The following is a 20,711-nucleotide window of genomic DNA, read 5'->3' as shown; positions in this document are numbered from 1 at the left end:
GACTGTTCAGCAGAGCGTCACGCTGCGCCGTGTAATGACAGCATGCGATAAAGCGTGCAAGGACCCCTTTGATGGCGAAGTTGCCCAATACCAACGCCCTGGCGAGTTCGCGCGAGATCGAAAAGACGCAGTCGGCACCGGAAATGGTCAGCTTGATCCGGCAGCAGCTGGAGGACGGCTTTGGCGGCCTGCGTTTCGAGCCGACCCTCGAACGCGCGTTTCGCCTGCATAACAACGACGCGGGCCGGGTCAACCGGGTTGGGCTGTTGGTGCTGGCGCTGACCGTGTTGCTGGTCAGCCCGCTGTTCGATACCGCGTATTTTGGCGTGCCGTACGCGGCGGCCGGCTACTCGCGTGGGCTGCTTATCGGACTGCTGTGCCCGGTTGTCCTGTCTGCACTCATATGGTGCATTTGCTGTCGCCATTCAGCGGTCACCGAATACGTCATCACCGGCCAGTTTGCGATCGTGAGCATGGGGCTGCTGGCCAACCATATCCTGCTCAACCGCTATGGTGCGGATTTTCCGATCGAATTTCTGGGCGTGGCGCTGGTGGCGGTTGTCGCGCTCGGACGGGTGCGCTCCTGGCTGATATTGCCGGTCGCTATCCTGCTGGTAGTCATTACGCTGGCAACCGAGGTCTGGGTGGTGAATTCCAGCCCCGCGGATTACTACCATCTCGCCGCGGCGGGCGTGCTGGCGTTGTTTGCGATCTATCTGCAATACAGCAACGAGTACGTGCTGCGGCGCAGCTGGCTCGACCGCCAGCTATTGCAGCTGGTGGCCCGCCACGACGGTTTGACCGGGCTGCTCAATCGTCATGCGCTGGAAAACGCGCTTGCCACCGCCCACGCTCATGCCGTGCGCGTACGCGCCGACTACGGCCTGGCCATGATCGATATCGACAAGTTCGGTGCCTATAACAACCATTACGGCCATCCGGCCGGCGACGAAGCCCTGCGCCAGGTCGCCGCGGTCATTTCTGCCCACGCCCGGCGTCCGCTCGATGTGTGCGGGCGTTACGGCGGCGAAGAGTTCGTGGCGTTCTGGATCGAAGGCGATCAGCACAAGCTCGAAGAGCATGCCGAGGCACTGCGGGCCGCGGTTGAGCAGGCCGCGATATCGCATGCGACCTCCGACGTCGCATCGGTGGTCACGGTCAGTATCGGGTTGTGCCATGTGGCGCAGCCACAGGACCGGGATTCGCTTTCCTCGGTGCTGTCCTGTGCCGATCAACTGCTCTACGACGCCAAGGCACAGGGCCGTAACCGTGTGGCAGTGGGTCATTTCGATCGCATGGAGCACAGCAGCAAGAGCGCACACGAGCCGGCCCAGCGCCGTGCCCGCGGGCGCGCCGGCTAGGCACTGATCCAGGCGACTTCGTAAGGGCCCAGCGTAATCGAGCGGCTCGAACCGCTGATTTCGGTGGATGCCACCACGTTGCGCCGCACCCGCGCCTCGGGCAGGACATGGGCAGGCACCTTGACCGGGCGGTCGGTCACATTATGCAGCGCCAACAACGTCTGCCCCTGGCCGCGGCGTTGCACGGCGAACAGATGGGGGCCGAGATCCACCAGCGCCTGGGTGGCATCCGGATGCAGGGCAGGCTGGCGCGCGCGCACCGCCAGCAAATGCTTCAAACGTGCGAACACCGCGGCGTGATGGCTCTGGCTGGCCAGCTGGTATTCCAGCTCCCCGACATCCCATTTGCGGCGGTTGATGGTGCGATAGCGCCCGCTTTCCTCGACCCGGGGCAGGTCGTTGTGGGTCGCGGTCAGGCTGTGGAAGTACAGCGCCGGGATACCGGCAAGCGCCATGGCGATCGCCTGGCTGCAGATAAAGCGTTCCATATGCAGCGGCGTGTCGCGCTCTTCGGCGGCGGCGAGCAGGTCGTAATAGGAAATATTGAGTTCGTAGGGCTTGTGCGAGCCGTCGGCGACGGCACGAGTGGACACGAAGCCGCCGCGCTGGCGCACGGTATCCACCAGCTGTTCGATCGCTTCGCTACCCAGGATCGATTCCACCGCGCGCAGTCCGATGCCGTCGTGGCTGGCGGTGAAATTCAGGAAATGACAGCCCGCCGGCAGGGCCGGCAGGCTGCGCGCCCAGTGGCTGAGCGTGCTCGCATCCCCGGTGAGCAACGCGTTTGCGACCAGCGGCGGCAGGGCGAACTGGTAGGCCACATGCGCCTCGTCGCCGTCCACGAGATAGGAGATGTTCTCTACGTGCGGCACGTTGGTTTCGGTAATCAGCTGCACGCCGGGGGCATAGTGGGCCAGCAACGCGCGCAGGAACTTGATCAGCCGATGCGTCTGGGCCAGATGAATACAGGGCCCACCGATGTCCTTCCAGAGAAAGGCCACCGCATCCAGACGCAGCAGGCGCGCGCCGCGGGCGACGTATTCGAAGATGATGTCGATGAATTCGGACAGCACCATCGGGTTGGCAAAGTTCAGGTCGATCTGGTCTTCCGAAAAGGTCGCCCACAAATGCCGGGTACCGCGGGCGGTGGCCACTTCCGCGAGCAGCGGCGTGCTGCGGGGGCGAACCACCGCCCGCAGGTCGGTGGCCGGGTCGACCTCGATGAAATAGTCGCGGCCGGGATCGACATCGGCCAGATAGTTGGCAAACCACTGTCCCTTGCGCGAAGCGTGGTTGAGCACCAGGTCGAACATCAGCGGATGATCGTCGCCCAGTGCCGCCACGTCGTCCCAGCTGCCCAGCTGCGGGTCGACGGCGCGATAGTCCATCACCGAAAAACCGTCGTCCGAGCTGTGCGGATAGAACGGCAGGATATGAATGGCCGCGATCGAGTCCGCCAGATGTTCGGCCATGAAGGACTTCAGCGTGGCCAGCGGCGCCTCGCCCGGGCGCTGAACGATATCGCCGTAGGTGATCATCACGTTGAAGGCCTGATCGATCGGCGTGGTCGACTCGATCGGCAGGCCGTGGCGCAACGCGGCGCTCGCCGCGCGGTCTATACAGTCGGTCGCGGCCGCTTCGCCGTAGAGCGGCGCGAGCCAGTCGATCAGCGGCTGACGGCGCGCGGGTTTGGAAGAGCTTGCATCAGGCATGGGTTTGCAGAAACAAGGTTTGTGCCAGCATGCATTATGCCGGGGCCGGTTCTATGATGGGGCAGTGCTCGATTTCGATGACGAGGCGCGATCATGATCGAAGGCGGCTGTCTGTGTGGCGCCGTACGCTATGCGATTACCGGCCCGCTGGCCGATATCCAGGTTTGCCATTGCCATAGCTGCCAGAAAGCCCAGGGCGGCCCGTTTGCGACCAATATCCCGGTCGATCGAAGCTATTTCGAGTGGCTCGGCGGGCAGGCGCATATACGCAGCCATGAATCTTCGCCGGGCAAGCATCGCCTTTTCTGCGGCTGCTGCGGTTCGCCGCTGATCAGTCGGCGCGACGATGCGCCGCAGACCGTCCGGGTACGCGCCGGTACGCTCGATCGTGCGCCCGCGGTACGTATTGCCGTGCATGCCTTCACGGCCGAGGCCGTGCCGTGGTGGCCGAGCGGCGCCAAGGCCCCGCGTTTCGCCGGCCCACGTCCGAAGATCCAGCGTTGAAACCGTCATGATCCGCAAGACGCTGCTGCTGGGGCTGTTGACGCTGCTGTGTCTGGCCGTGGCCGCGCCGGCGCTGGTCGGTCTCTATCTGGAGCGCGAGTTCGCCCACGTCGTTGCCCGACTCGAGCGCCCCGGGGTCACCCGGGTCACCCATGCCCGCTTCGAGCGTGGCTGGCTGAGTTCCACCGCCAACGTGCGCATCGAACTCGCGGCGCCCCTTTGTCAGGCGCCGCCCTGTGCCGGAACGACCCTGCGTACCCGGATTCATCACGGTCCGCTGCCCTTCGATGCGCCGCTGGCCCAGGGGGACGGCTTCGAACCCAGCCTCGGGGTGGGCGTCACCGATATCGATCTGGCATCGCTGTGGCCAACCCGCGTATTCGAGCCGGCGCTGGCACCGCTGCGGCTGGTCACGCGGGTGGGATTTGATGCAGTGGCCCGCTCGCGGCTGCGCCTCGACGGGCGCACGCTGGATATTTCGCGCGATCGGCTGCTGGCGCATATCGAAACCGCGCCGATCGAAGCACGCGCACAGATACCGCTGGCCGGTGGGCCGATCGCCCTGGAAGCGAATGCGCCCGAGTTCAGCATCGTCGGCGCCGAGGGTGGACAGCTGGCCTGGCATGATCTCGAAGCACGGCTGGATGCCTCGGGCAGCGGCTCGGTACGGGCGCGTTCGCTGAGTCTGGCCGACGGGCTGGGCCAGGCGCTGCTGCTACAGACGCTGGCCTGGCAGTGGCAAAGCCTGCCGGGCGCGTCGGGGCGCGTGAGCGCACGTCTGGACGGGCGGATTGCGCGCGCGGTGCTCGATAACCAGGAATACGGGCCGCTGCAATTCGAAGCCCAGGTCGCCGATCTGGATGTGCATGCCGGGCAGGCGCTTTTTAATCAGGTCGGGCGGCTGCGCGATATCGAAACCGGCGAACTCGACGAGGCCGCCCGGGCCGAGCTCTATAGCCAGACGCTGCCTGCCATGCTGGCAGGCGGCCCGCGTATCGACATACCGCGGCTGCGCCTGACCACGCCGCAGGGCGACGTGCGTCTGAGACTGCGTATTCAGGCACCCGAGCGGATGCGCCGCGCGCGTCTGCTGGCCGATGTGGTATCGCAGCTCGATGTGGACTTCGAAACCCGGGTGCCGGCAGGTCTGGCCCGCGATCTGGCCGTGCAAGTGATGCAGTCCAGCGGGCGTTCGCCGCATACCATCGAACAAGCCGATATCGATCGGGCCCTGGCCGAGCTGGTTCAGCAGCACCTGATCGAAGCGGTCGACGACGGTTCGGCTTATCGACTGCGGCTGACCATAGAGGGCGGCCGGCTCACGCTCAACGGGCGTAATCAGATCGGCTGGAAAGCCATGATCGACCAGTTCGAAGCGGCACGCGAGCGGCTTTGAGCGCCGCCGGCTAACCGAACAGCGTCTTCGCGATCCAGGCCGATACGAACAAGCCGAGGCCGAATACCGTGTGGTTGAGCAGGCTCTGCCAGCATGCGTGCCAGGGATGGGCGGTGTGGCGCGCGGCCAGGCCGGCGCCCATGGCGGGCTGCATGATCAGAAAAGGCGCGGCCACTGTTGCCACACCGATTATCAGTGCCGGGCCGAGGGTCGGCTGGTCGAGCCAGCTGGGCCCGGCAAGCAGTGGCAACAGACCGGCGAAAAGAATCCCGATCAGGTAATGCGCACTCCAGCCCAACGCCTGTTCGCCACGGATCGGCGCAGCATCGGCGATATGGATGTGCCAAAACCGGCCATATGGCATATGCGCCAGCCAGCGCCCGACCCAGTCGAACCGCGGCGCCGACAGGTCGAACAGCGCCTTGCGCAGCAGGCTCCAGGCATCCATCGCCAGGGTGGCGCCGATGCCGGTAAAGACGGTGAGTAGCAAGATTTTCATGGTCAATGCGTAGCGGTTTCGGGAGATGCGGGTTAGGTTATTACTTCAAGTTCAATTGAAGTAAAGAGCGCGCAATGGATATCGCCGAGGTCGCCAAACGCGCGGGTGTGCCTGCCTCCACGCTGCGTTTTTACGAGGAAAAGGGGTTGATTCGCTCGATCGGTCGGCGCGGGTTGCGACGCCAATTCAGCCCTCAGGTTCTCGAGCGGCTGGCGCTTATCGCGCTGGGGCGTTCGGCCGGGTTTTCGCTCGAACAGATTCGGCCGATGGTGGGCGATTCGGGCCCGCCTGAAATCGATCGCCAGGCGTTGAGCGACAAGGCCGACGAACTGGATCGCCGAATCCGCGAGTTCACGGCCATGCGCGACGGTTTGCGCCATGCGGCGGTCTGTAGCGCGCCCAGCCATTTGCAATGCCCCACCTTCCGTCGCCTGATGGGGTTGGCTGTGGCCGACCTGTCGCGGCACTCGCGCCGGCGTGGCGATCAGCGGACCTGACCGGCTTGATGGGTCCGTGTCGGCTTTGCCTGCGCGGCGGCAAAATCTCCGCGCGCCGCAAATGCAACGGCAAACACGTTAAAATGGCGCGTTTTTGAATTCGACCGTGGGTCTTTTCCGCGGGAGCAGGCAATGAATACGCAGACCGATTTCGACGTCATCGTGGTTGGTGGCGGCCATGCCGGCACCGAAGCGGCCACCGCCGCTGCCCGTATGGGCGCGCGTACGCTGCTTTTGACCGACAATATCGAAACCATCGGCCAGATGTCTTGCAATCCGGCCATCGGCGGTATCGGCAAGGGCCATCTCGTGCGCGAAATCGATGCCCTGGGCGGCGTCATGGCGCGTGCCGCCGATCGCGGCGGTATTCAGTTTCGCACCCTCAACGCCCGCAAGGGCCCGGCCGTGCGTGCCACCCGTGCCCAGGCCGATCGTGCGCTCTACAAGGCGGCCGTGCGTTCCATGGTCGAGAACACGCCCAATCTGGCGCTGTTCCAGCAGTCGGTGGCCGATCTGATCGTCGACGGCGACCGCGTGGCCGGGGTGATGACCACCATGGGTCTGGCCTTTCATGCGCCCACGGTGGTGCTCACGGTCGGTACGTTCCTCGGCGGCACCATTCATATCGGCCACAAGCGCTTCGGCGGCGGTCGCGCGGGGGATGCGCCCTCGAACGCGTTGGCCGAGCGCCTGCGCGCGCTGGATCTGCCGGTGGGCCGTCTCAAGACCGGCACGCCGCCGCGTATCGACGCCAAGAGCATCGACTACTCGCAGCTGGCCGAACAGCCGGGCGACGAGCCGGCGCCGGTGTTTTCGTTCATGGGCGAGCGCGCCGAGCACCCGCGCCAGGTGAGCTGTCATATCACCTACACCAACGAAACCACCCATCGGATCATTGCCGACAATATCGGTGAATCGGCGATGTATTCCGGCCAGATCGACTCGGTCGGCCCGCGCTATTGTCCGTCGATCGAGGACAAGGTGGTGCGCTTTGCCGACAAGGCCTCGCACCAGATCTTCATCGAGCCGGAAGGGCTGACCTCGGCCGAGGTCTATCCCAACGGTATTTCCACCAGCCTGTCGTTCGAAACCCAGCAGAAGGTCGTGCGCTCGATCGCCGGTTTCGAGCATGCGCATATCACACGCCCCGGCTATGCCATCGAATACGATTATTTCGACCCGCGCGCGCTGAATTACACGCTGGAAACCCGCGCCATCGCCGGCCTGTATTTCGCGGGCCAGATCAATGGCACCACCGGCTATGAAGAAGCCGCCGCTCAGGGCCTGCTGGCCGGGCTCAACGCGGCCCGCGCGGTGGCCGGCGAAAGCGCCTGGTGGCCGCGGCGCGACGAAGCCTATCTGGGCGTGCTCGTGGACGATCTGATCACCCGCGGCACGATCGAGCCCTATCGCATGTTCACCTCGCGCGCCGAGCATCGTCTGCTGCTGCGCGAAGACAATGCCGATACGCGCCTGACGCCCGTGGGCCGAGAACTGGGGCTGGTCGACGACGCACGCTGGGCGGCGTTCGAAGCGACGCGCGACGCGGTGGCTGCCGAACAGGCACGATTATCGGCGATCGTGGTCAAGCCGGAAGACTTCGGCGCCGACCGGGGCGAACACGTATTGGGCAGCGCGCTCAAGCAGGCCACGTCGGCGGCCGAATTGCTCAAGCGCCCGGGCGTGAATCATGCCGGCGTGGTAGCGATCGACAGCGTGGGCGCGCCGGACCTGTCGCAGCTCAACGCCGAAACGGCACAAGCGGTGGGCGAACAGGTCGAGATCCAGGCCAAGTACGCGGGCTATATCAGTCGCCAAAGCGCGGAGATCGAAAAAACGCGCCAGCACGAGGCCACCACCCTGCCGGCCGATCTGGATTATGGCGCCGTATCCGGACTGTCCAACGAACTGCGTGGCAAGCTCGAGGACGTACGCCCGGCCACCGTCGGCCAGGCTTCGCGTATTCCGGGCATGACGCCGGCCGCGATCTCGCTGCTGCTGGTGCATCTGAAAAAGCTCGGCATGAAGCTGGCCAAGACCGCCTGAGCGGCCACGCCTTCGCCGCGCGAACCCGTAAAGACGCAGGATCGGCACGGGCGCGATAGCGCGCCCGTCGATGGCGTGCGTTGCCTTGCGTTGCGCAGGAAACAATCGTGTAACCTAGCGAATCGATCAGCTAAGCGGTTTTGCGGGGCCAAATTGAACAAGCTTCGAGCGTTCGGGTGTGTGTTGTTTGTCGCGCTGTTGATCACGGCCTGCAGCAGCGACGAGTCGGAAAAATTCCCGGTCAAGAGCACGCCGGAAATCCGTGAAGACGGCAGCACGGTCCTGCGTCGCGGCAACGGCGCCGAGCCGGAAAGCCTGGACCCGCATCAAGCCCGCAGCGTGCCCGCGGCTAACGTTCTACGCGACCTGTATTCGGGGCTGGTCCAGATTTCGCCAAGCGGCGCGATCGAGCCGGCCGATGCCGAATCCTGGGAGATGGGCGACGACGAGCGGGTTTATACCTTCAAGCTGCGCGACGACCTGCGCTGGTCCAACGGCGAGCCGCTGACCGCGAACGACTATGTCTACAGCCTGCGACGCAGCGTCGACCCGGTCACCGGTTCGCCCTATGCCCAGCTGCATGCGGCTATCGTCAACGCCAAGGCGATCATCGCCGGCGACAAGCCGGCGCAAACGCTGGGCGTACGCGCCGTGGACGAGCACACGCTCGAAATCACGCTTACTGCGCCCACGCCGTATTTCCTGGGCACGCTGGCGCATAGCATCAGCTATCCGGTCTATCGGCCGGCCGTTGAAGAGTACGGCGCGGCATTCAGCCAGCCGGGCAACGCGGTCACCAACGGTGCCTACCGCATGGAAAGCTGGCGCGTGAACTCCATGATCGCGCTCGAGCGCAACCCCGAGTACTGGGGCGATGACGAGACGTCGATCGGCCGTGTCGAGTTCTATCCGATCACCAATCAGAACTCGGCGCTGTCGCGCTATCAGGCCGGCGAACTGGACTGGGCCACCACCGTGCCGATCTCGCGGCTGGAGACGATCAAGAAACATATTCCGGCCCAGCTGCACGCCGAGCCGACGCTGGGCGTCTACTACTACGGCCTGAACGTCAAACGCCCGCCGTTCAAGGATGCCCCCGAGCTGCGTCAGGCGCTGTCGATGGCGATCGACCGCCGCACCATCGTCGACAAGATCACCCGCGGCGACGAAATCCCGGCCCACGGCTGGATTCCGCCGGTGGTGGAAGGCTATGCCGGGGCCCAGTTCGACTGGGCCAAGCTCTCAACCGCCCAGCGCGAAGCCAAGGCACAGGAACTCTACAAAAAGGCGGGTTATTCGCAGGACAAGCCGCTCAAGGTGGAGATTCGCTACAACAGCGGCGAGGGCAACAAGAAGATCGCCTCGGTCATTGCCGCGATGTGGCGCAGCGTGCTCGGCGCCGAGGTGTCGCTGCGCAACGAGGAATGGAAGGTCTTTCTCGACAGCGTGCGCCAGGGCACCGACACCGAGGTCTACCGGCTGGCCTGGATTGGCGACTACAACGACCCGAATACCTTCTTCGAGTTGATGAATTCGAAGTTCGGGCTCAACGGCACCGGCTATGCCAGCGCCGAATATGACCGCCTGCAGGAAAAACAGGCGCATATGCCCGACGGGCCCGAGCGCATGAAGGTCATGAAGAAAGCCGAGGCCGTACTGCTGGCCGACAGCCCGATCATTCCGATCTATTTCTATGTCAGCAAGTATCTGATCAAGGACTACGTGAAGGGCTTCGAAGGCAACCCGCTGGATTCCTATTACAGCAAGGATCTGTCGATCGAACCGTGAACAGGTCGATACGAATCTCGCGAATTAGGCGCGCCAGGTCATGTTGAGCTATGCGCTACGCCGCCTGCTCGGGGCGATTCCCACCCTGTTCATCCTGCTGACGCTGGCGTTCGTGATGATGCGCGCGGCACCCGGCGGGCCGTTCGACGCCGATCGCGAGCTGCCGCCCCAGGTGCGGGCCAACCTCGAAGCCAAATACCATCTCGACGAACCGCTCTATCAGCAGTACGGGCGCTATATCTGGGATATCGCCCATTTCGATTTCGGGCCCTCGTTTCAGTATCGTGATACCAGCGTCAACGACCTGATTGCCTCGGGTTTTCCGGTTTCGCTCAAGCTCGGCGCCGCCTCATTGGCGTTCGCGCTGATTTTCGGCATACCGCTGGGCATGCTGGCGGCCCTGCGCCAGAATCGGCCGGCCGACTACGGCGCCATGGCGATCGCCATGCTGGGCATCTCGATTCCCAATTTCGTGCTCGCGCCGCTCATGATTCTGGTGCTCGCCGTCTACAACGACTGGCTGCCGGCCGGCGGCCTGGGCGGCTGGCAGAACTATGTCATGCCCGTACTCGCGCTCGGCACCGCGATGATGGCCTATGTCGCCCGCCTGGCCCGGGGTTCGACCATCGAAGTCATGCGCTCGAACTATATCCGCACCGCCCGTGCCAAGGGTCTGTCGGCCACGCGCGTGGTGTGGGTGCATGCGCTGCCCGCCGCGCTCACGCCGATCGTGTCGTTTCTCGGCCCGGCTGCGGCCGGCATCATCACCGGCTCGGTGGTCATCGAAACGATCTTCGGCATTCCGGGGCTCGGCCAGTTCTTTGTCCAGGGCGCGCTCAACCGCGATTACACGCTGGTGATGGGCGTGGTGCTGTTCTACGGCATCCTGATCGTGGCCTTCAATCTGGCCGTGGATTTGCTCTACGGCTGGCTCGACCCGCGGGTGAGCTACTGATGGGGCGGGCAATGCCTTCAATCGAGCCGTGCCGCCCATGATGTTCGGGCGCCGCAAGAAAATGGAGCAGGCGGTACGCGGGCGCAGCCTGTTTTCGGATGCGCTGCGCCGGCTGCGCTCGAACAAGGCCGCGCTGGCCTCGATCGGCGTGCTCGGGTTCATCGTGGTCGCGGTAGTGGTGGGGCCGTGGTTGTCGCCGCACAACTACTTCGCCCAGGACTACGGCGCGATCTGGGTCGCCCCGACCAGCGCCGATGCCCACTGGTTCGGCACCGACGGGCTGGGGCGGGATCTGTTCGTACGCGCGCTCGAAGGCGGGCGTATTTCGTTGATGATCGGCTTCGTGGCCACGCTCGTGAGCCTGATCATCGGCGTGGCCTACGGCGCCACGGCCGGCTATGCCGGCGGGCGCGTGGACGGGGTGATGATGCGCATCGTGGATATTCTCTATGCGATGCCGTTTCTGTTTTTCGTGATCCTGCTGATGGTGTTCTTCGGCCGCAATATCCTGCTGATCTTCGTGGCCATCGGTGCGATCAACTGGCTGGATATGGCCCGTATCGTGCGCGGGCAAACGCTGGCGCTCAAACAACAGCCCTTCATCGAAGCCGCGCGTATGTCCGGCGCGCCGGCGGTGTCGATTATCGCCCGCCATATCGTGCCCAACCTGCTCGGCGTGGTGGCGGTGTATATCACCCTCACCATCCCGCAGGTGATTCTGTTCGAATCGTTTCTGAGCTTTCTCGGCCTGGGCGTGGCCGAGCCGGCCACGTCCTGGGGTGCGCTCATCAAGGACGGCGCCGACGAAATGAATCGTGCCCCCTGGCTTTTGATCGTGCCGGCCGTGTTTCTCGCCGCCACGCTGTTCTGCTTCAACTTCATCGGCGACGGCCTGCGCGACGCGCTGGACCCGAAAGACCGCTAGCGCCCGCCCATCATTCGAAGGCGACGGGCGCGAACCACTGGATGAGCACTCGACAGCCCTCGGGGCTGGCCACGCTGTGAGCGCTGCCAGCCGGGTTGTAGACATAGCTGCCGGCCGTATAGCGTCCGTTCTCGTCCTGCTGGCTGCCCTGGAGCACGTAAATATGCTCGTCGCCGGTATGGCGATGCCACGGCACCCATGCGCCTGGCAGATAGTCGAGCAGGGCGATCCGCGGGGTCTGTTCGTAGCCGGGTTGTAGTACGAATATCTGAACGCCCTCGCGCAAGGCCGCCCAGCCGCGGCCGTCGCGTGGTCCGGCATCGGGGATGGCAAGGGTTTGCGGCGATTGGTTCATGGCCGGCGCACCTCGGCACGCGACGCGGGTCGGTTCGAGTGGGGGGCCGCGTCCGTGCCGTGGCCGATTCCGAACCGATCCGCGAGCCAGAAGCCTGCGCCGCCGCCGAGCATGGCGGTTACCGCCACCGACATCTGGGCAATAAAGGTGTCGACGAATGCGGCCAGTACCACCGCGACTGCCCAGCCGGTCAGCGCGGCTGCCGGGTTGGCTTGGCCGGTGACACCCTTGAGCGCGAAGTGCGCGATCATCACCCCGCCAATCCCGGGTACGACGACACCGAGCAGGCTCAGCCAGCCGATGAGCATGTCCCAGACGCCGGCACTAGCAGCGAGCGTGCCGATCACGCCGAACACGATCGCCATGGTGGCGAAACGTTGTGAAACCACCTGACTCCAGCCGGTCGCGGCGTTGTACAGACAGTGCATGCATACCGAGGCACAGTTGATCACGAAGAACAGGGCCGCGATGGGCGTCAGCCAGGGCGCATAGCCGGCCACCACGGCAGCGAAGTTGCCGTCCTGTGCGGTGCCGGCCGCGGTGACCACCGCGCCCAGCATCATCGACAGGCCGTTGGCCAGCGGAAAGGCGCTCGCCGTGGCGATCAGTGCATGTGTCGGACGTTTCGCCCAGCGGGTGAAATCGGCGGTGAGCGTGCCCGAATCGATGAAGAGCGAGATGACCATGGTCACACCGATACCGATAGTGATCGCACTGGCATCGGGGCTGCCGGCATAGCCGCCGATCTGCTGCCAGGAATGGTCGGACAGCGTGATCGCAAGCGCCGCGATCGCCATGACGATGAAAAACGGCACGGAAAGCGCCCCCACGACGGTCAGCGCGCGCACCCCCAGCATGGTCATGCCGGTGAACAGCGCGCCCGCGAACAGGCTGACCACCAGCGCCGGCCAGCCGAGCATGTCTTCCAGGCCGGCCCCGGCCAGACCGGTCTGGACCGCGAACCAGCCGACCACCAGGGTGGACAGAAACGCGGAGACAACCTGTGCGGCCCGCGGGCCGAACACGTCCCGCGACAACAGCGAAAACGAACGGCCGGTTCGGGCGGCGGTGACGCTTTGGGCGCCGACATAGGCGAACATGACGAGGTTGCCGGCCACGATCGCCAGCAGGGCGAGCTGAAAGCCCAGGGCCCGGGTCAGTTCGCTGCCGAGAAAACCGCCGGTCACGACCAGCGGAAAGCCGATCCAGACCAGCGTGACCGATAGCAGCGAATGCCGATGCGTCGATGGCACCGGCTCGTTTTCGAACTCGTGGGTGGATGCGGGCTGGGTATTGTGTGCGGTATCGCTCATGAGCGGCTCTTGTCGATGATGTGCGTGGACCGATTGCCTCGGTTGGCGATCAGGCGGATTCGAGCCCGGCCAGCAGGGCCGAGGAGGGCGCGGTCGCGCCGAAGATGCCGCCCTGCATGCTGATCATCGATATCGCCGCATCCCGGTGGCGGATCTCGGTGGCGCCGGTACAGTCGGTGAGCATCAGGCACTCGAAGCCGCGGTCGTTGGCTTCCCGCATCGTGGTGTGAACACAGACATCGGTGGTGATGCCGCCGATGATCAAATGGCTGCGCCCGCAGGTATGCAGGACGTGCTCCAGATCGGTGGCATAGAACGAGCCCTTGCCCGGCTTGTCGATCACGATCTCGCCGTCGGCCGGCGCCAGCTCGGGGATGATTTCCCAGCCCGGCTCGCCGCGCGTGAGCACGCGTCCGCAGGGGCCGGGCTCGCCGATCGTCGCGCCGATCTGTTCGCTGCGCCAGCGTTTGTTGGCGGGCAGATCGACCAACTCCGGGCGGTGACCCTCACGCGTATGAATGACCATGATTTCCGGGTGCTGGCGCACGGCCGCCAGCACGTTCTGTAGCGGTTCGACCGCGGCCCGGGTCAGCGACAGGTCGTAACCCATGCGATCGACATAGCCGCCACGCCCGCAGAAATCGGTTTGCATGTCGATCACGATCACCGCCAGTTTCGATAGCTCGACCTCGGTATCGAACGGCCAGCGGTAAGGGTCGGCGGGCAGGGAAAGCGTCTTGCTCATGGTTGATGCCTCAAATGAAACTGTCGATAGGATTTACAAAGGGGTCATGGGGTACCGCCGCCGTGGGGCGCAGCGGTACGCAGTGCGCTTCGGATCGCAGCGCGCAGGCGTTCATGGCGTGGACTCGCTGCGCGATTCGACATAGCAGTGCGCGCTGCGCGCGACCGAAAGCACGTGTGCACGCGCGGCCTCGGCTGCGGCCGCGCCATCGCCGGCCAGCACGGCGGCGATGATGGCGGCGTGTTCGTCGAAGGAATGCAGGGTGCGGCGTTCGATCGCGAACTGGGTGTGACGGAATGGCTGCAGGCGAGCACGGGTCGCCCGCGTGAGTTCGATCAGGTGATCGCTGCGCGAACCGTCGTAGAGCGCGCTGTGAAAGCGGTCGTTGAACGCGCTGTACTCGGCCTGATGATGCGCTGCGAGCAGCCCGCGCGAGGACTCGTGCAATGCCTGCAACGCTCGTCGTTCGGCCAGCGGCATGCGCCAGGCACAAAAGCGCGCGCAGGCCGCTTCGAGTTCGGCCATGGCTTCGAACATGGCAAACAGCGTGGGTGCGTCGATCGAGGCGGTCACCACGCCGCGATTGGGACGGCGCTCGACCAGCCCCATGGCGAACAGATGGCCGAACGCCTCGCGTACCGGCGTGCGCGATACCGAAAAGCGCGCGGCGATGCCCGCCGCGGTCAGCCGGGTACCGGGCGGCCAGCGCCCGGCCACGATCTCTTCCGACAGGCGCGTAACCATGTCGTCGACGCTCGTGCCTTCGCGTGCGAGCGCCCCACGGGGCTGCGGATACGATTCGTTGCCGGGCGCCATCCTTGAAAGGGCTGTCATGAAGAGGACGAGCCACTGCATGCAGTTTCGGTGCCAACCCGCAAAACAACCGCCAGGCGGCTGAATCGGCCCTCGCCGGCCTTTATTTTGAAAAGCCTTGCGCGTTAAAGGTGCAGCCGCCGACTCGGGAAAGTGCATGCAATCCGGGCAAACGGATCTGTGCCGCGGCCGCGCATCAGGCTGCACGGCATCGGTTTTTCGGGCCCGGTCGATGCGTCGAGCGCCTACGGCGCGCGGCCGCGCGCTGTTTGCTACGTGCGCTGGCCGCCCGTGATACGGCGCTTGTCATACACTGGGCGCATGCTGCTCGACGTTCGCGATCTGAAAGTGAGTTTTGACACGCCCGATGGCGTGGTGGAGGCCGTGCGCGGTTTCGATCTACAGCTGGCCGCCGGCGAATCGGTGGGCATCGTGGGCGAATCCGGCTCGGGCAAGAGTCAGAGCGTGCTGGCGCTGATGGGCCTATTGGCAGACAACGCGCGGGTCACTGGTAGCGCGACCCTGCAAACCGACAGCGGCGGGCTGGAGTTGATCGGTGCGAAGCGACGCGCGCTCGAGCGTATTCGCGGTGCGCGTATCGCCATGATCTTTCAGGATCCGATGACCACGCTCAATCCGCATCTGCGTATCGCCACCCAGATCAAGGAAGTGATCAGCCGCCATCGCGGGCTGCGCGGCCGGGCCGCGACCCAGGCGGCGATCGAGATGCTCGAAGCGGTCAAGATTCCGGATGCGCCGCGGCGCATCCGCTATTACCCGCACCAGTTCTCGGGCGGCATGCGTCAGCGCGTGATGATTGCCATGGCGCTGGCCTGCGAGCCGGATATCCTGATTGCCGACGAGCCCACGACCGCCCTGGATGTCACCGTGCAGGCCGATATCCTCGATCTCATGGCCGAGCTACGCCAGCGTACGAATGTGGCCCTGCTTCTGATCACCCACGATCTGGGCGTGGTGGCCGGCCAGTGCGAACGGCTGCTGGTGATGCGCGCCGGCGAAGTGGTCGAACGCGGCGCGATCGACACGATCTTTGCGTCGCCCGCCCACCAGTACACCCGCGATCTGCTGGCTGCCGTGCCCAAGCTGGAAACACCGCATTTCGCGCGTGTGCCTTCATGACCCTGCCGGATTATCTGACCGACCCGCAGCTGATTGCGCTGATCAAATTCTGGGGCGCGGTCGTGCTGTTGACCGGCAGCGCGATCGCGGCCAGCGTGCACGCGCTGCTCACCCGGGAAACACCGAGCAGCGCATTCGGCTGGATCGGCGTGTCGGTTCTGTTTCCGCCGGTGGGCCCGCTGTTGTATTACATGTTCGGCGTCAACCGCGTGCGCATCCGTGCACGGCGCCTGGATCGTCAGTCGCGCCATGGTTTGGGCGCACACCAGCCGGGGGCCAACGCTGAACTGCGCGATTACAGCGCCATACTCGATCGCCGCCGGCTCGGCCTGGCCGCCGCCGGCGATCGGCTCTCGGCCTGGCCGGTCGTGGCCGACAACGGCGTGGACGTGCTCTACGACGGCGAGCAGGCCTACCCGCCCATGCTGGAGGCGATCGAGAAGGCCCGCCGCTTCGTCTATCTGAATACCTATATCTTCGAAACCAACCGTACCGGCAAACGCTTTATCGCGGCGCTGGCCCGCGCGGCCGCACGCGGCGTGGACGTGCGCGTGCTCATCGACGGTGTCGGCGAATACTATGCCTGGCCGGGCTGGCGGGCGGTCCGTTTGCTGCACAAGCAGGGCGTCAAGGCCGCGCGCTTTCTGCCGCCGCGGCTGATTCCGCCCTCGCTGCAGATCAATCTGCGCAACCATCGCAAGATTCTTGTGACCGATGCGGGGGTGGCGTTCACCGGCGGCATGAATATCGGTGACCGGCATCTGGTGGAAACCGGCAACGGCGTGGCCGACATGCATTTTCGTTTTGCCGGGCCAGTGGTGCGCCAGATCGAGGCGGTGTTCCTGTCCGACTGGGCGTTTGCCACCGGACGCCAGACCGGCGTATCGCGGGGCGAGATCGCGCCGGCCGGCAACGCGGCCTGTCGCAGTATCGAAAACGGGCCGACCCGCGATACCGAGCGCCTGACCACGCTCATCCAGACCGCGATTGCCAGTGCCCGGCGCAGCGTATTGATCATGACGCCGTATTTTCTGCCGGGCCCGGCGCTTGTCGGGGCGCTGCAGTCGGCGGCGCTGCGGGGTCTGGAGGTCAAGATCGTGCTGCCGGCCAAGAACAACCTGCCGTTCGTGCACTGGGCATCGCGGCATGCGCTGGGTGAATTGATGATGCGTGGCGTACGGATCTATTACCGGCCGCCGCCGTTTGCCCATACCAAGCTCCTGGTGCTCGACGAAGACTACGCGTTGGTGGGCTCGCCCAATCTCGATCCGCGCAGTCTGCGCCTGAATTTCGAGCTGGCGGTGGAGATCTTCGATCCGACCGGCGTGGGCGGGCTGGCCACGCATATTCGCGACACCATCGCGCACAGCCGGGCCTATTCGCTGACCGAGTTGCGCCGACGGCGTTGGCCCACGCGCCTGCGCGATTCGTTCTTCTGGCTGTTTTCGTCTTACTTCTAGTCGGCCGGGGCGGCCGGCGCCATCAGGCCAAGGCGTGGCTGGCAGCGAGCGTGCCGGCCAGCGGGCCCGGCAGCGCAATACGCATATGCACCGGCAGGTGATCGGACAGAACGGTATCGATCACCCGGGCCTCGTCGATCGCAAGACTCGGCGAGGTGAGGATATGGTCGATTCCGCGGCGCGGCCGCCAGCTCGGAAAGGTGGGCAGCGGCCGGTCGTAGACGCGCAGGCCGCTGGCTGCCAGCGCCGGGTCGGCGATCAATGCCGCAGCGGTGCAGTTGGTATCGCCCATGATCACCACGTGCCGGTCCCGGGCGACCAGGTCGCAGATGGCGGCCAGCTGGCGTGCCCGACTGCCCGCGCCCAGCGCCAGGTGCGTGATCACGACAGTGAGGGGTTCGTCCGGGGTGCCAAAGCGTGCGATCAGAGCGCCGCGCCCGGGCAGGCGCCCCGGCAGCTTGTGCTCGCTCACGGCAAACGGCGTATAGCGGCTGATCAACCCGAGTCCGTGCTGGGCTACGCGGCCCAGATTGCGGTTGACCTGAACGCGCCAGTATTCGAAGCCGGCGGCCTCTGCCAGCTGTTCGATCTGGTTGCGATACTGGCTGCGCCGGCTGCCGGCATCGATTTCCTGCAGGCCGATGATGTCGTGACCCACCAGCAGCTCGCCGATCCGATCGAGGTTGTCGCGTACCTGCTGGCTGGGCAGCACATGACGCCAGCCGCGGGTAACGTACTCGCGATAGCGTTTCGTGCCGACGCCGACCTGCATGTTGAAGCTCAACAACGACAGGCTCGGCCCCGCTTGGCTGGGGCGCGTCAGAGCGCCGGGTGCAGTGGGCGAATTCACCGGGTCAGCGTACCATCGTTATCGGGTTTGCGATGCGTTACGAGAACGGCTGGTCGATGAGCGAAGCGCTACTGCGGGTAGACGATCTGAAAGTGCATTTTCCGCTGGGCGGCGGCTGGTTCGGCGGCGCGGCGAGCCCGCTCAAGGCCGTGGACGGCGTCAGCCTTGAGCTGACGCCCGGCCGCACGCTCGGCCTGGTGGGCGAATCCGGCTGCGGCAAGTCCACGCTGGCGCGTGCGTTGACCGGCATGGTGCCCGTGACATCGGGCGATATTGTTTTCGAAGACAACACGATACGCCATGATCGGGCAGCCAGCTGGAACGCGCTGCGCCGCGATGTGCAGATGATTTTCCAGGATCCGCTGGCCAGTCTCGACCCGCGCATGACGGTAGGCCAGATCGTGGCCGAGCCGTTGCGCCATCTGCGCCCCGAGCTGAGTCGCGCCGATCGCGCGCGCCGCGTGGCGGCGATGATCGAGCGGGTCGGGCTGTCGCAGGCCCAGATCAATCGCTACCCGCACGAGTTCTCGGGCGGGCAGTGTCAGCGCATCGGCATCGCCCGTGCGCTGGTGGTGGAACCTAAGGTGTTGATCTGCGACGAGCCGGTATCGGCGCTGGATGTCTCGATCCAGGCGAAAATCGTCGAACTGTTGCAACAGCTCCAGGCCGAGTTCGGTATCGCCCTGCTGTTCATCGCCCACGACCTCGCGGTGGTACGCCAGATCAGCGACGAGGTGATGGTGATGTATCTCGGCCGGGTCATGGAGCGCGCGCCTTCGGACGTGCTGTTCGATACGCCGGCCCATCCTTATACGCGGGCGCTGCTGTCGGCGGTGCCCCGCCCGGACCCGACCATCGAGCGCAGCCGACGCCGTATCGCCCTGCCGGGCGAGCTGCCATCGCCGGCCAACCCGCCGTCGGGCTGCGTGTTTCGTACCCGCTGCCCCTGGGCCCAGGCAGACTGCGCGGCACAGACGCCGGCCCTGCGGGCATTCGGGGAGCAGACCCGGGTGGCCTGTCTGCATGCCGAGACCGTAGTCAAGGACCGTCTCGCCACCGCGGGTTGAACGATGAGCTACGAGCGCCTGTTCAATCGTCTCGGCGTGCTGGCGCTGTTTCTGGCGCTGGTCGTCGTTGCCGGCGTGGCCGGCTGGCATGCCCTGCTCCATACCTATGCCGGCGCATGGGCCCATCAGCCCGAGGACGCCGACTGGCTGCTGCCGGAGGCGTCGCGCCAGCTCATCGCCGACAGTCTGGGCGATATCGAGGGCGCGGTCGTCGACCATCGCATCACGCTTTTATCGAGTGCCCGGATCGGGCGTCAGCTCGAAGCCGAGCCGAACCAGCCGAGGGTGAACGTCGCACCGCCCACCACGCCGCGGGCGTGGCTCGACTGGCAGTTTGTGCGGCATGCCGCAGGCGTCGACGACGAGCTGCAGGTGTTCGATGTATATGCCTCGCGGCTGCTGCGCCAGATTAAGGCCATGGCAGCGGCTTATCGCGCCGACGTGTTCGCCCGGGATGCCGTCTATAGCTCGGACGGTAAGCTGGACGAAAAAGCCACGACCGAATTCGTTGCCAATGCCGACGTGGTGGAGCTGGCAGCGCGCAGCGACGGCCGGCTGACCCCGGTGATTTCGGTCCATCCCGCGCGTGCCGACGCGCTTGCCGTGATTGAACGCTGGGCCGATGCCGGGGTGCGCGACGTGGCCTGGTGGCCGATCGCCCAGCGGATCGATCTCGCCGGCGCGTCGGCCCGGGCCGCCTATGCGGTGATGGCCGAGCACGACATGCGTTTGCATACGCGTGTGGGCGGCGGGCGCAAGACGGACAGGCTGCAAGGCGCCGTCGCTCCCGACGAATTGCGGGCCGCGCTCGATGCCGGCGTGCGTATAACCGTGTCGATCGGCGATGTGGCCGGCGACGGCGGCGATGTCATGCAGGCGCTGTTCACGCTGCTGCGGGTGCCCGCCTATCGCGAGCGGCTGACCATTTCGCTCGACGGCGTGTTGTCGGGCAAGCGCGCCGAAACCGTGCTCATTCCGTTGCTCCAGCATCCGCAGTTCTTCGACCGGCTCAGCTATGCCAGCGGCTACCCGCGCTCGGCGCTGGCCGGCGCGGTCGATCTGGGGCGTCTGGCCGACCGCGGCTTTATCGACCGGGCCTCGATCGCGCCGCTACGTGCCATCTACGACGTCAATCCGCTGTTGTTCGTGTTCGTGACCCTGCGTCAGATCCACCTGCCGACCACCGGGCTGGCCCTGCCGGCAGCCGTGTTCGAGCGCCCCGGCGGGTCATGAAGGCTTCATAGGCCCGCTTCAGGCTGAAGCCGTCGAATCTTCAGCAGGAGCC

At 65.4% G+C, this 20,711-nt stretch carries 19 protein-coding genes; 12 read left to right on the top strand and 7 right to left on the bottom strand.

Features of this window, described 5'->3' with window-relative positions; all coding sequences use genetic code 11:
* Positions 1–71: 71 nt before the first annotated feature.
* Complete coding sequence (locus C84B14_RS01750) at positions 72–1,361, top strand: GGDEF domain-containing protein (protein ID WP_353221587.1); 1,290 nt, start codon at positions 72–74, stop codon at positions 1,359–1,361.
* Here C84B14_RS01750 and C84B14_RS01745 read toward each other — a convergent pair.
* Complete coding sequence (locus tag C84B14_RS01745) at positions 1,358–3,073, bottom strand: alpha-amylase family glycosyl hydrolase (RefSeq protein ID WP_353221586.1); 1,716 nt, start codon at positions 3,071–3,073, stop codon at positions 1,358–1,360. The two genes, C84B14_RS01750 and C84B14_RS01745, sit on opposite strands and share 4 nt — an antisense overlap.
* A 93-nt stretch (positions 3,074–3,166) precedes the next feature.
* Here C84B14_RS01745 and C84B14_RS01740 point away from each other — a divergent pair, with 93 nt between their 5' ends.
* Together C84B14_RS01740 and C84B14_RS01735 are read left to right on the top strand one after the other, a co-directional pair.
* Positions 3,167–3,577 carry a GFA family protein gene (locus C84B14_RS01740; RefSeq protein ID WP_353221585.1) on the top strand — a complete coding sequence of 137 codons (411 nt, stop codon included), beginning with the start codon at positions 3,167–3,169 and terminating at the stop codon, positions 3,575–3,577.
* A 7-nt stretch (positions 3,578–3,584) separates the two neighbouring features.
* Positions 3,585–4,973, top strand: a complete 1,389-nt coding sequence (locus C84B14_RS01735; protein WP_353221584.1) for a DUF945 family protein — start codon at positions 3,585–3,587, stop codon at positions 4,971–4,973.
* Between the two features lie 10 nt (positions 4,974–4,983).
* Here the strand turns inward: C84B14_RS01735 and C84B14_RS01730 are convergent, their stop codons facing one another.
* Positions 4,984–5,472, bottom strand: a complete 489-nt coding sequence (locus C84B14_RS01730; RefSeq protein WP_353221583.1) for a DUF2938 domain-containing protein — start codon at positions 5,470–5,472, stop codon at positions 4,984–4,986.
* A 74-nt stretch (positions 5,473–5,546) separates the two neighbouring features.
* On the opposite strand from C84B14_RS01730, the gene C84B14_RS01725 reads away from it, so the two are divergent.
* From C84B14_RS01725 to C84B14_RS01705, 5 genes are all read left to right on the top strand, one after another.
* Positions 5,547–5,969: a helix-turn-helix domain-containing protein gene (locus tag C84B14_RS01725; RefSeq protein WP_353221582.1), complete on the top strand. Its 423-nt coding sequence runs from the start codon at positions 5,547–5,549 to the stop codon at positions 5,967–5,969.
* Between the two features lie 132 nt (positions 5,970–6,101).
* Positions 6,102–8,015, top strand: a complete 1,914-nt coding sequence (mnmG, locus tag C84B14_RS01720; RefSeq protein ID WP_353221581.1) for a tRNA uridine-5-carboxymethylaminomethyl(34) synthesis enzyme MnmG — start codon at positions 6,102–6,104, stop codon at positions 8,013–8,015.
* 153 nt (positions 8,016–8,168) lie between these two features.
* Positions 8,169–9,803, top strand: coding sequence for a peptide ABC transporter substrate-binding protein (locus C84B14_RS01715; RefSeq protein WP_353221580.1), 1,635 nt, complete (start codon positions 8,169–8,171; stop codon positions 9,801–9,803).
* Between the two features lie 40 nt (positions 9,804–9,843).
* The gene (gene oppB, locus C84B14_RS01710) at positions 9,844–10,758 is read left to right on the top strand and encodes an oligopeptide ABC transporter permease OppB (RefSeq protein ID WP_348765780.1); all 915 of its coding nucleotides are present in this window, start codon (positions 9,844–9,846) and stop codon (positions 10,756–10,758) included.
* A 37-nt stretch (positions 10,759–10,795) separates the two neighbouring features.
* Positions 10,796–11,683: an ABC transporter permease subunit gene (locus C84B14_RS01705; RefSeq protein WP_353221579.1), complete on the top strand. Its 888-nt coding sequence runs from the start codon at positions 10,796–10,798 to the stop codon at positions 11,681–11,683.
* 10 nt (positions 11,684–11,693) lie between these two features.
* Here the strand turns inward: C84B14_RS01705 and C84B14_RS01700 are convergent, their stop codons facing one another.
* The 4 genes from C84B14_RS01700 to C84B14_RS01685 all read right to left on the bottom strand — a co-directional run bounded on the left by C84B14_RS01700 (position 11,694) and on the right by C84B14_RS01685 (position 14,951).
* A complete protein-coding gene (locus C84B14_RS01700; protein ID WP_353221578.1) occupies positions 11,694–12,038 on the bottom strand; it encodes a cupin domain-containing protein in 345 nt (114 codons plus the stop codon).
* On the bottom strand, positions 12,035–13,351 hold the full coding sequence (locus C84B14_RS01695; RefSeq protein WP_353221577.1) for a purine-cytosine permease family protein: 1,317 nt from the start codon (positions 13,349–13,351) through the stop codon (positions 12,035–12,037). The genes C84B14_RS01700 and C84B14_RS01695 overlap by 4 nt, the downstream gene beginning before the upstream one ends.
* Before the next feature lie 49 nt (positions 13,352–13,400).
* Positions 13,401–14,096, bottom strand: a complete 696-nt coding sequence (gene biuH / locus C84B14_RS01690) for a biuret amidohydrolase (RefSeq protein WP_353221576.1) — start codon at positions 14,094–14,096, stop codon at positions 13,401–13,403.
* A 111-nt stretch (positions 14,097–14,207) separates the two neighbouring features.
* Positions 14,208–14,951: a GntR family transcriptional regulator gene (locus C84B14_RS01685; protein ID WP_353221575.1), complete on the bottom strand. Its 744-nt coding sequence runs from the start codon at positions 14,949–14,951 to the stop codon at positions 14,208–14,210.
* A gap of 279 nt (positions 14,952–15,230) precedes the next feature.
* Here C84B14_RS01685 and C84B14_RS01680 point away from each other — a divergent pair, with 279 nt between their 5' ends.
* Both C84B14_RS01680 and C84B14_RS01675 read left to right on the top strand, forming a co-directional pair.
* Positions 15,231–16,049 carry an ABC transporter ATP-binding protein gene (locus tag C84B14_RS01680; protein WP_353221574.1) on the top strand — a complete coding sequence of 273 codons (819 nt, stop codon included), beginning with the start codon at positions 15,231–15,233 and terminating at the stop codon, positions 16,047–16,049.
* Entirely contained in the window at positions 16,046–17,509 is a 1,464-nt protein-coding gene (locus C84B14_RS01675; protein WP_353221573.1) for a phospholipase D-like domain-containing protein, read from the top strand. The genes C84B14_RS01680 and C84B14_RS01675 overlap by 4 nt, the downstream gene beginning before the upstream one ends.
* A gap of 22 nt (positions 17,510–17,531) precedes the next feature.
* Here the strand turns inward: C84B14_RS01675 and C84B14_RS01670 are convergent, their stop codons facing one another.
* Positions 17,532–18,359: an endonuclease/exonuclease/phosphatase family protein gene (locus C84B14_RS01670; protein WP_348765787.1), complete on the bottom strand. Its 828-nt coding sequence runs from the start codon at positions 18,357–18,359 to the stop codon at positions 17,532–17,534.
* 56 nt (positions 18,360–18,415) lie between these two features.
* Between C84B14_RS01670 and C84B14_RS01665 the strand changes: the two genes are divergently transcribed.
* Both C84B14_RS01665 and C84B14_RS01660 read left to right on the top strand, forming a co-directional pair.
* Positions 18,416–19,426: an ABC transporter ATP-binding protein gene (locus C84B14_RS01665; RefSeq protein WP_353221777.1), complete on the top strand. Its 1,011-nt coding sequence runs from the start codon at positions 18,416–18,418 to the stop codon at positions 19,424–19,426.
* Between the two features lie 3 nt (positions 19,427–19,429).
* Positions 19,430–20,659: an amidohydrolase family protein gene (locus C84B14_RS01660; protein ID WP_353221572.1), complete on the top strand. Its 1,230-nt coding sequence runs from the start codon at positions 19,430–19,432 to the stop codon at positions 20,657–20,659.
* Positions 20,660–20,711: the final 52 nt, after the last annotated feature.

Source organism: Salinisphaera sp. C84B14 (assembly GCF_040361435.1).
Taxonomy (GTDB): domain Bacteria; phylum Pseudomonadota; class Gammaproteobacteria; order Nevskiales; family Salinisphaeraceae; genus Salinisphaera.
The sequence above is the reverse complement of the archived record's forward strand: the minus strand, read 5'-3'. Positions and strand labels throughout refer to the sequence as shown.

Bases quoted from the DNA above. Each gene is read 5' to 3' on its own strand.
- C84B14_RS01750 (WP_353221587.1), top strand. From the start codon at position 72: ATGGCGAAGTTGCCCAATACCAACGCCCTGGCGAGTTCGCGCGAGATC.
- C84B14_RS01745 (WP_353221586.1), bottom strand. From the start codon at position 3,073: ATGCCTGATGCAAGCTCTTCCAAACCCGCGCGCCGTCAGCCGCTGATC.
- C84B14_RS01740 (WP_353221585.1), top strand. From the start codon at position 3,167: ATGATCGAAGGCGGCTGTCTGTGTGGCGCCGTACGCTATGCGATTACC.
- C84B14_RS01735 (WP_353221584.1), top strand. From the start codon at position 3,585: ATGATCCGCAAGACGCTGCTGCTGGGGCTGTTGACGCTGCTGTGTCTG.
- C84B14_RS01730 (WP_353221583.1), bottom strand. From the start codon at position 5,472: ATGAAAATCTTGCTACTCACCGTCTTTACCGGCATCGGCGCCACCCTG.
- C84B14_RS01725 (WP_353221582.1), top strand. From the start codon at position 5,547: ATGGATATCGCCGAGGTCGCCAAACGCGCGGGTGTGCCTGCCTCCACG.
- mnmG (WP_353221581.1), top strand. From the start codon at position 6,102: ATGAATACGCAGACCGATTTCGACGTCATCGTGGTTGGTGGCGGCCAT.
- oppB (WP_348765780.1), top strand. From the start codon at position 9,844: ATGTTGAGCTATGCGCTACGCCGCCTGCTCGGGGCGATTCCCACCCTG.
- C84B14_RS01705 (WP_353221579.1), top strand. From the start codon at position 10,796: ATGATGTTCGGGCGCCGCAAGAAAATGGAGCAGGCGGTACGCGGGCGC.
- C84B14_RS01700 (WP_353221578.1), bottom strand. From the start codon at position 12,038: ATGAACCAATCGCCGCAAACCCTTGCCATCCCCGATGCCGGACCACGC.
- C84B14_RS01695 (WP_353221577.1), bottom strand. From the start codon at position 13,351: ATGAGCGATACCGCACACAATACCCAGCCCGCATCCACCCACGAGTTC.
- biuH (WP_353221576.1), bottom strand. From the start codon at position 14,096: ATGAGCAAGACGCTTTCCCTGCCCGCCGACCCTTACCGCTGGCCGTTC.
- C84B14_RS01685 (WP_353221575.1), bottom strand. From the start codon at position 14,951: ATGCAGTGGCTCGTCCTCTTCATGACAGCCCTTTCAAGGATGGCGCCC.
- C84B14_RS01680 (WP_353221574.1), top strand. From the start codon at position 15,231: ATGCTGCTCGACGTTCGCGATCTGAAAGTGAGTTTTGACACGCCCGAT.
- C84B14_RS01675 (WP_353221573.1), top strand. From the start codon at position 16,046: ATGACCCTGCCGGATTATCTGACCGACCCGCAGCTGATTGCGCTGATC.
- C84B14_RS01665 (WP_353221777.1), top strand. From the start codon at position 18,416: ATGAGCGAAGCGCTACTGCGGGTAGACGATCTGAAAGTGCATTTTCCG.
- C84B14_RS01660 (WP_353221572.1), top strand. From the start codon at position 19,430: ATGAGCTACGAGCGCCTGTTCAATCGTCTCGGCGTGCTGGCGCTGTTT.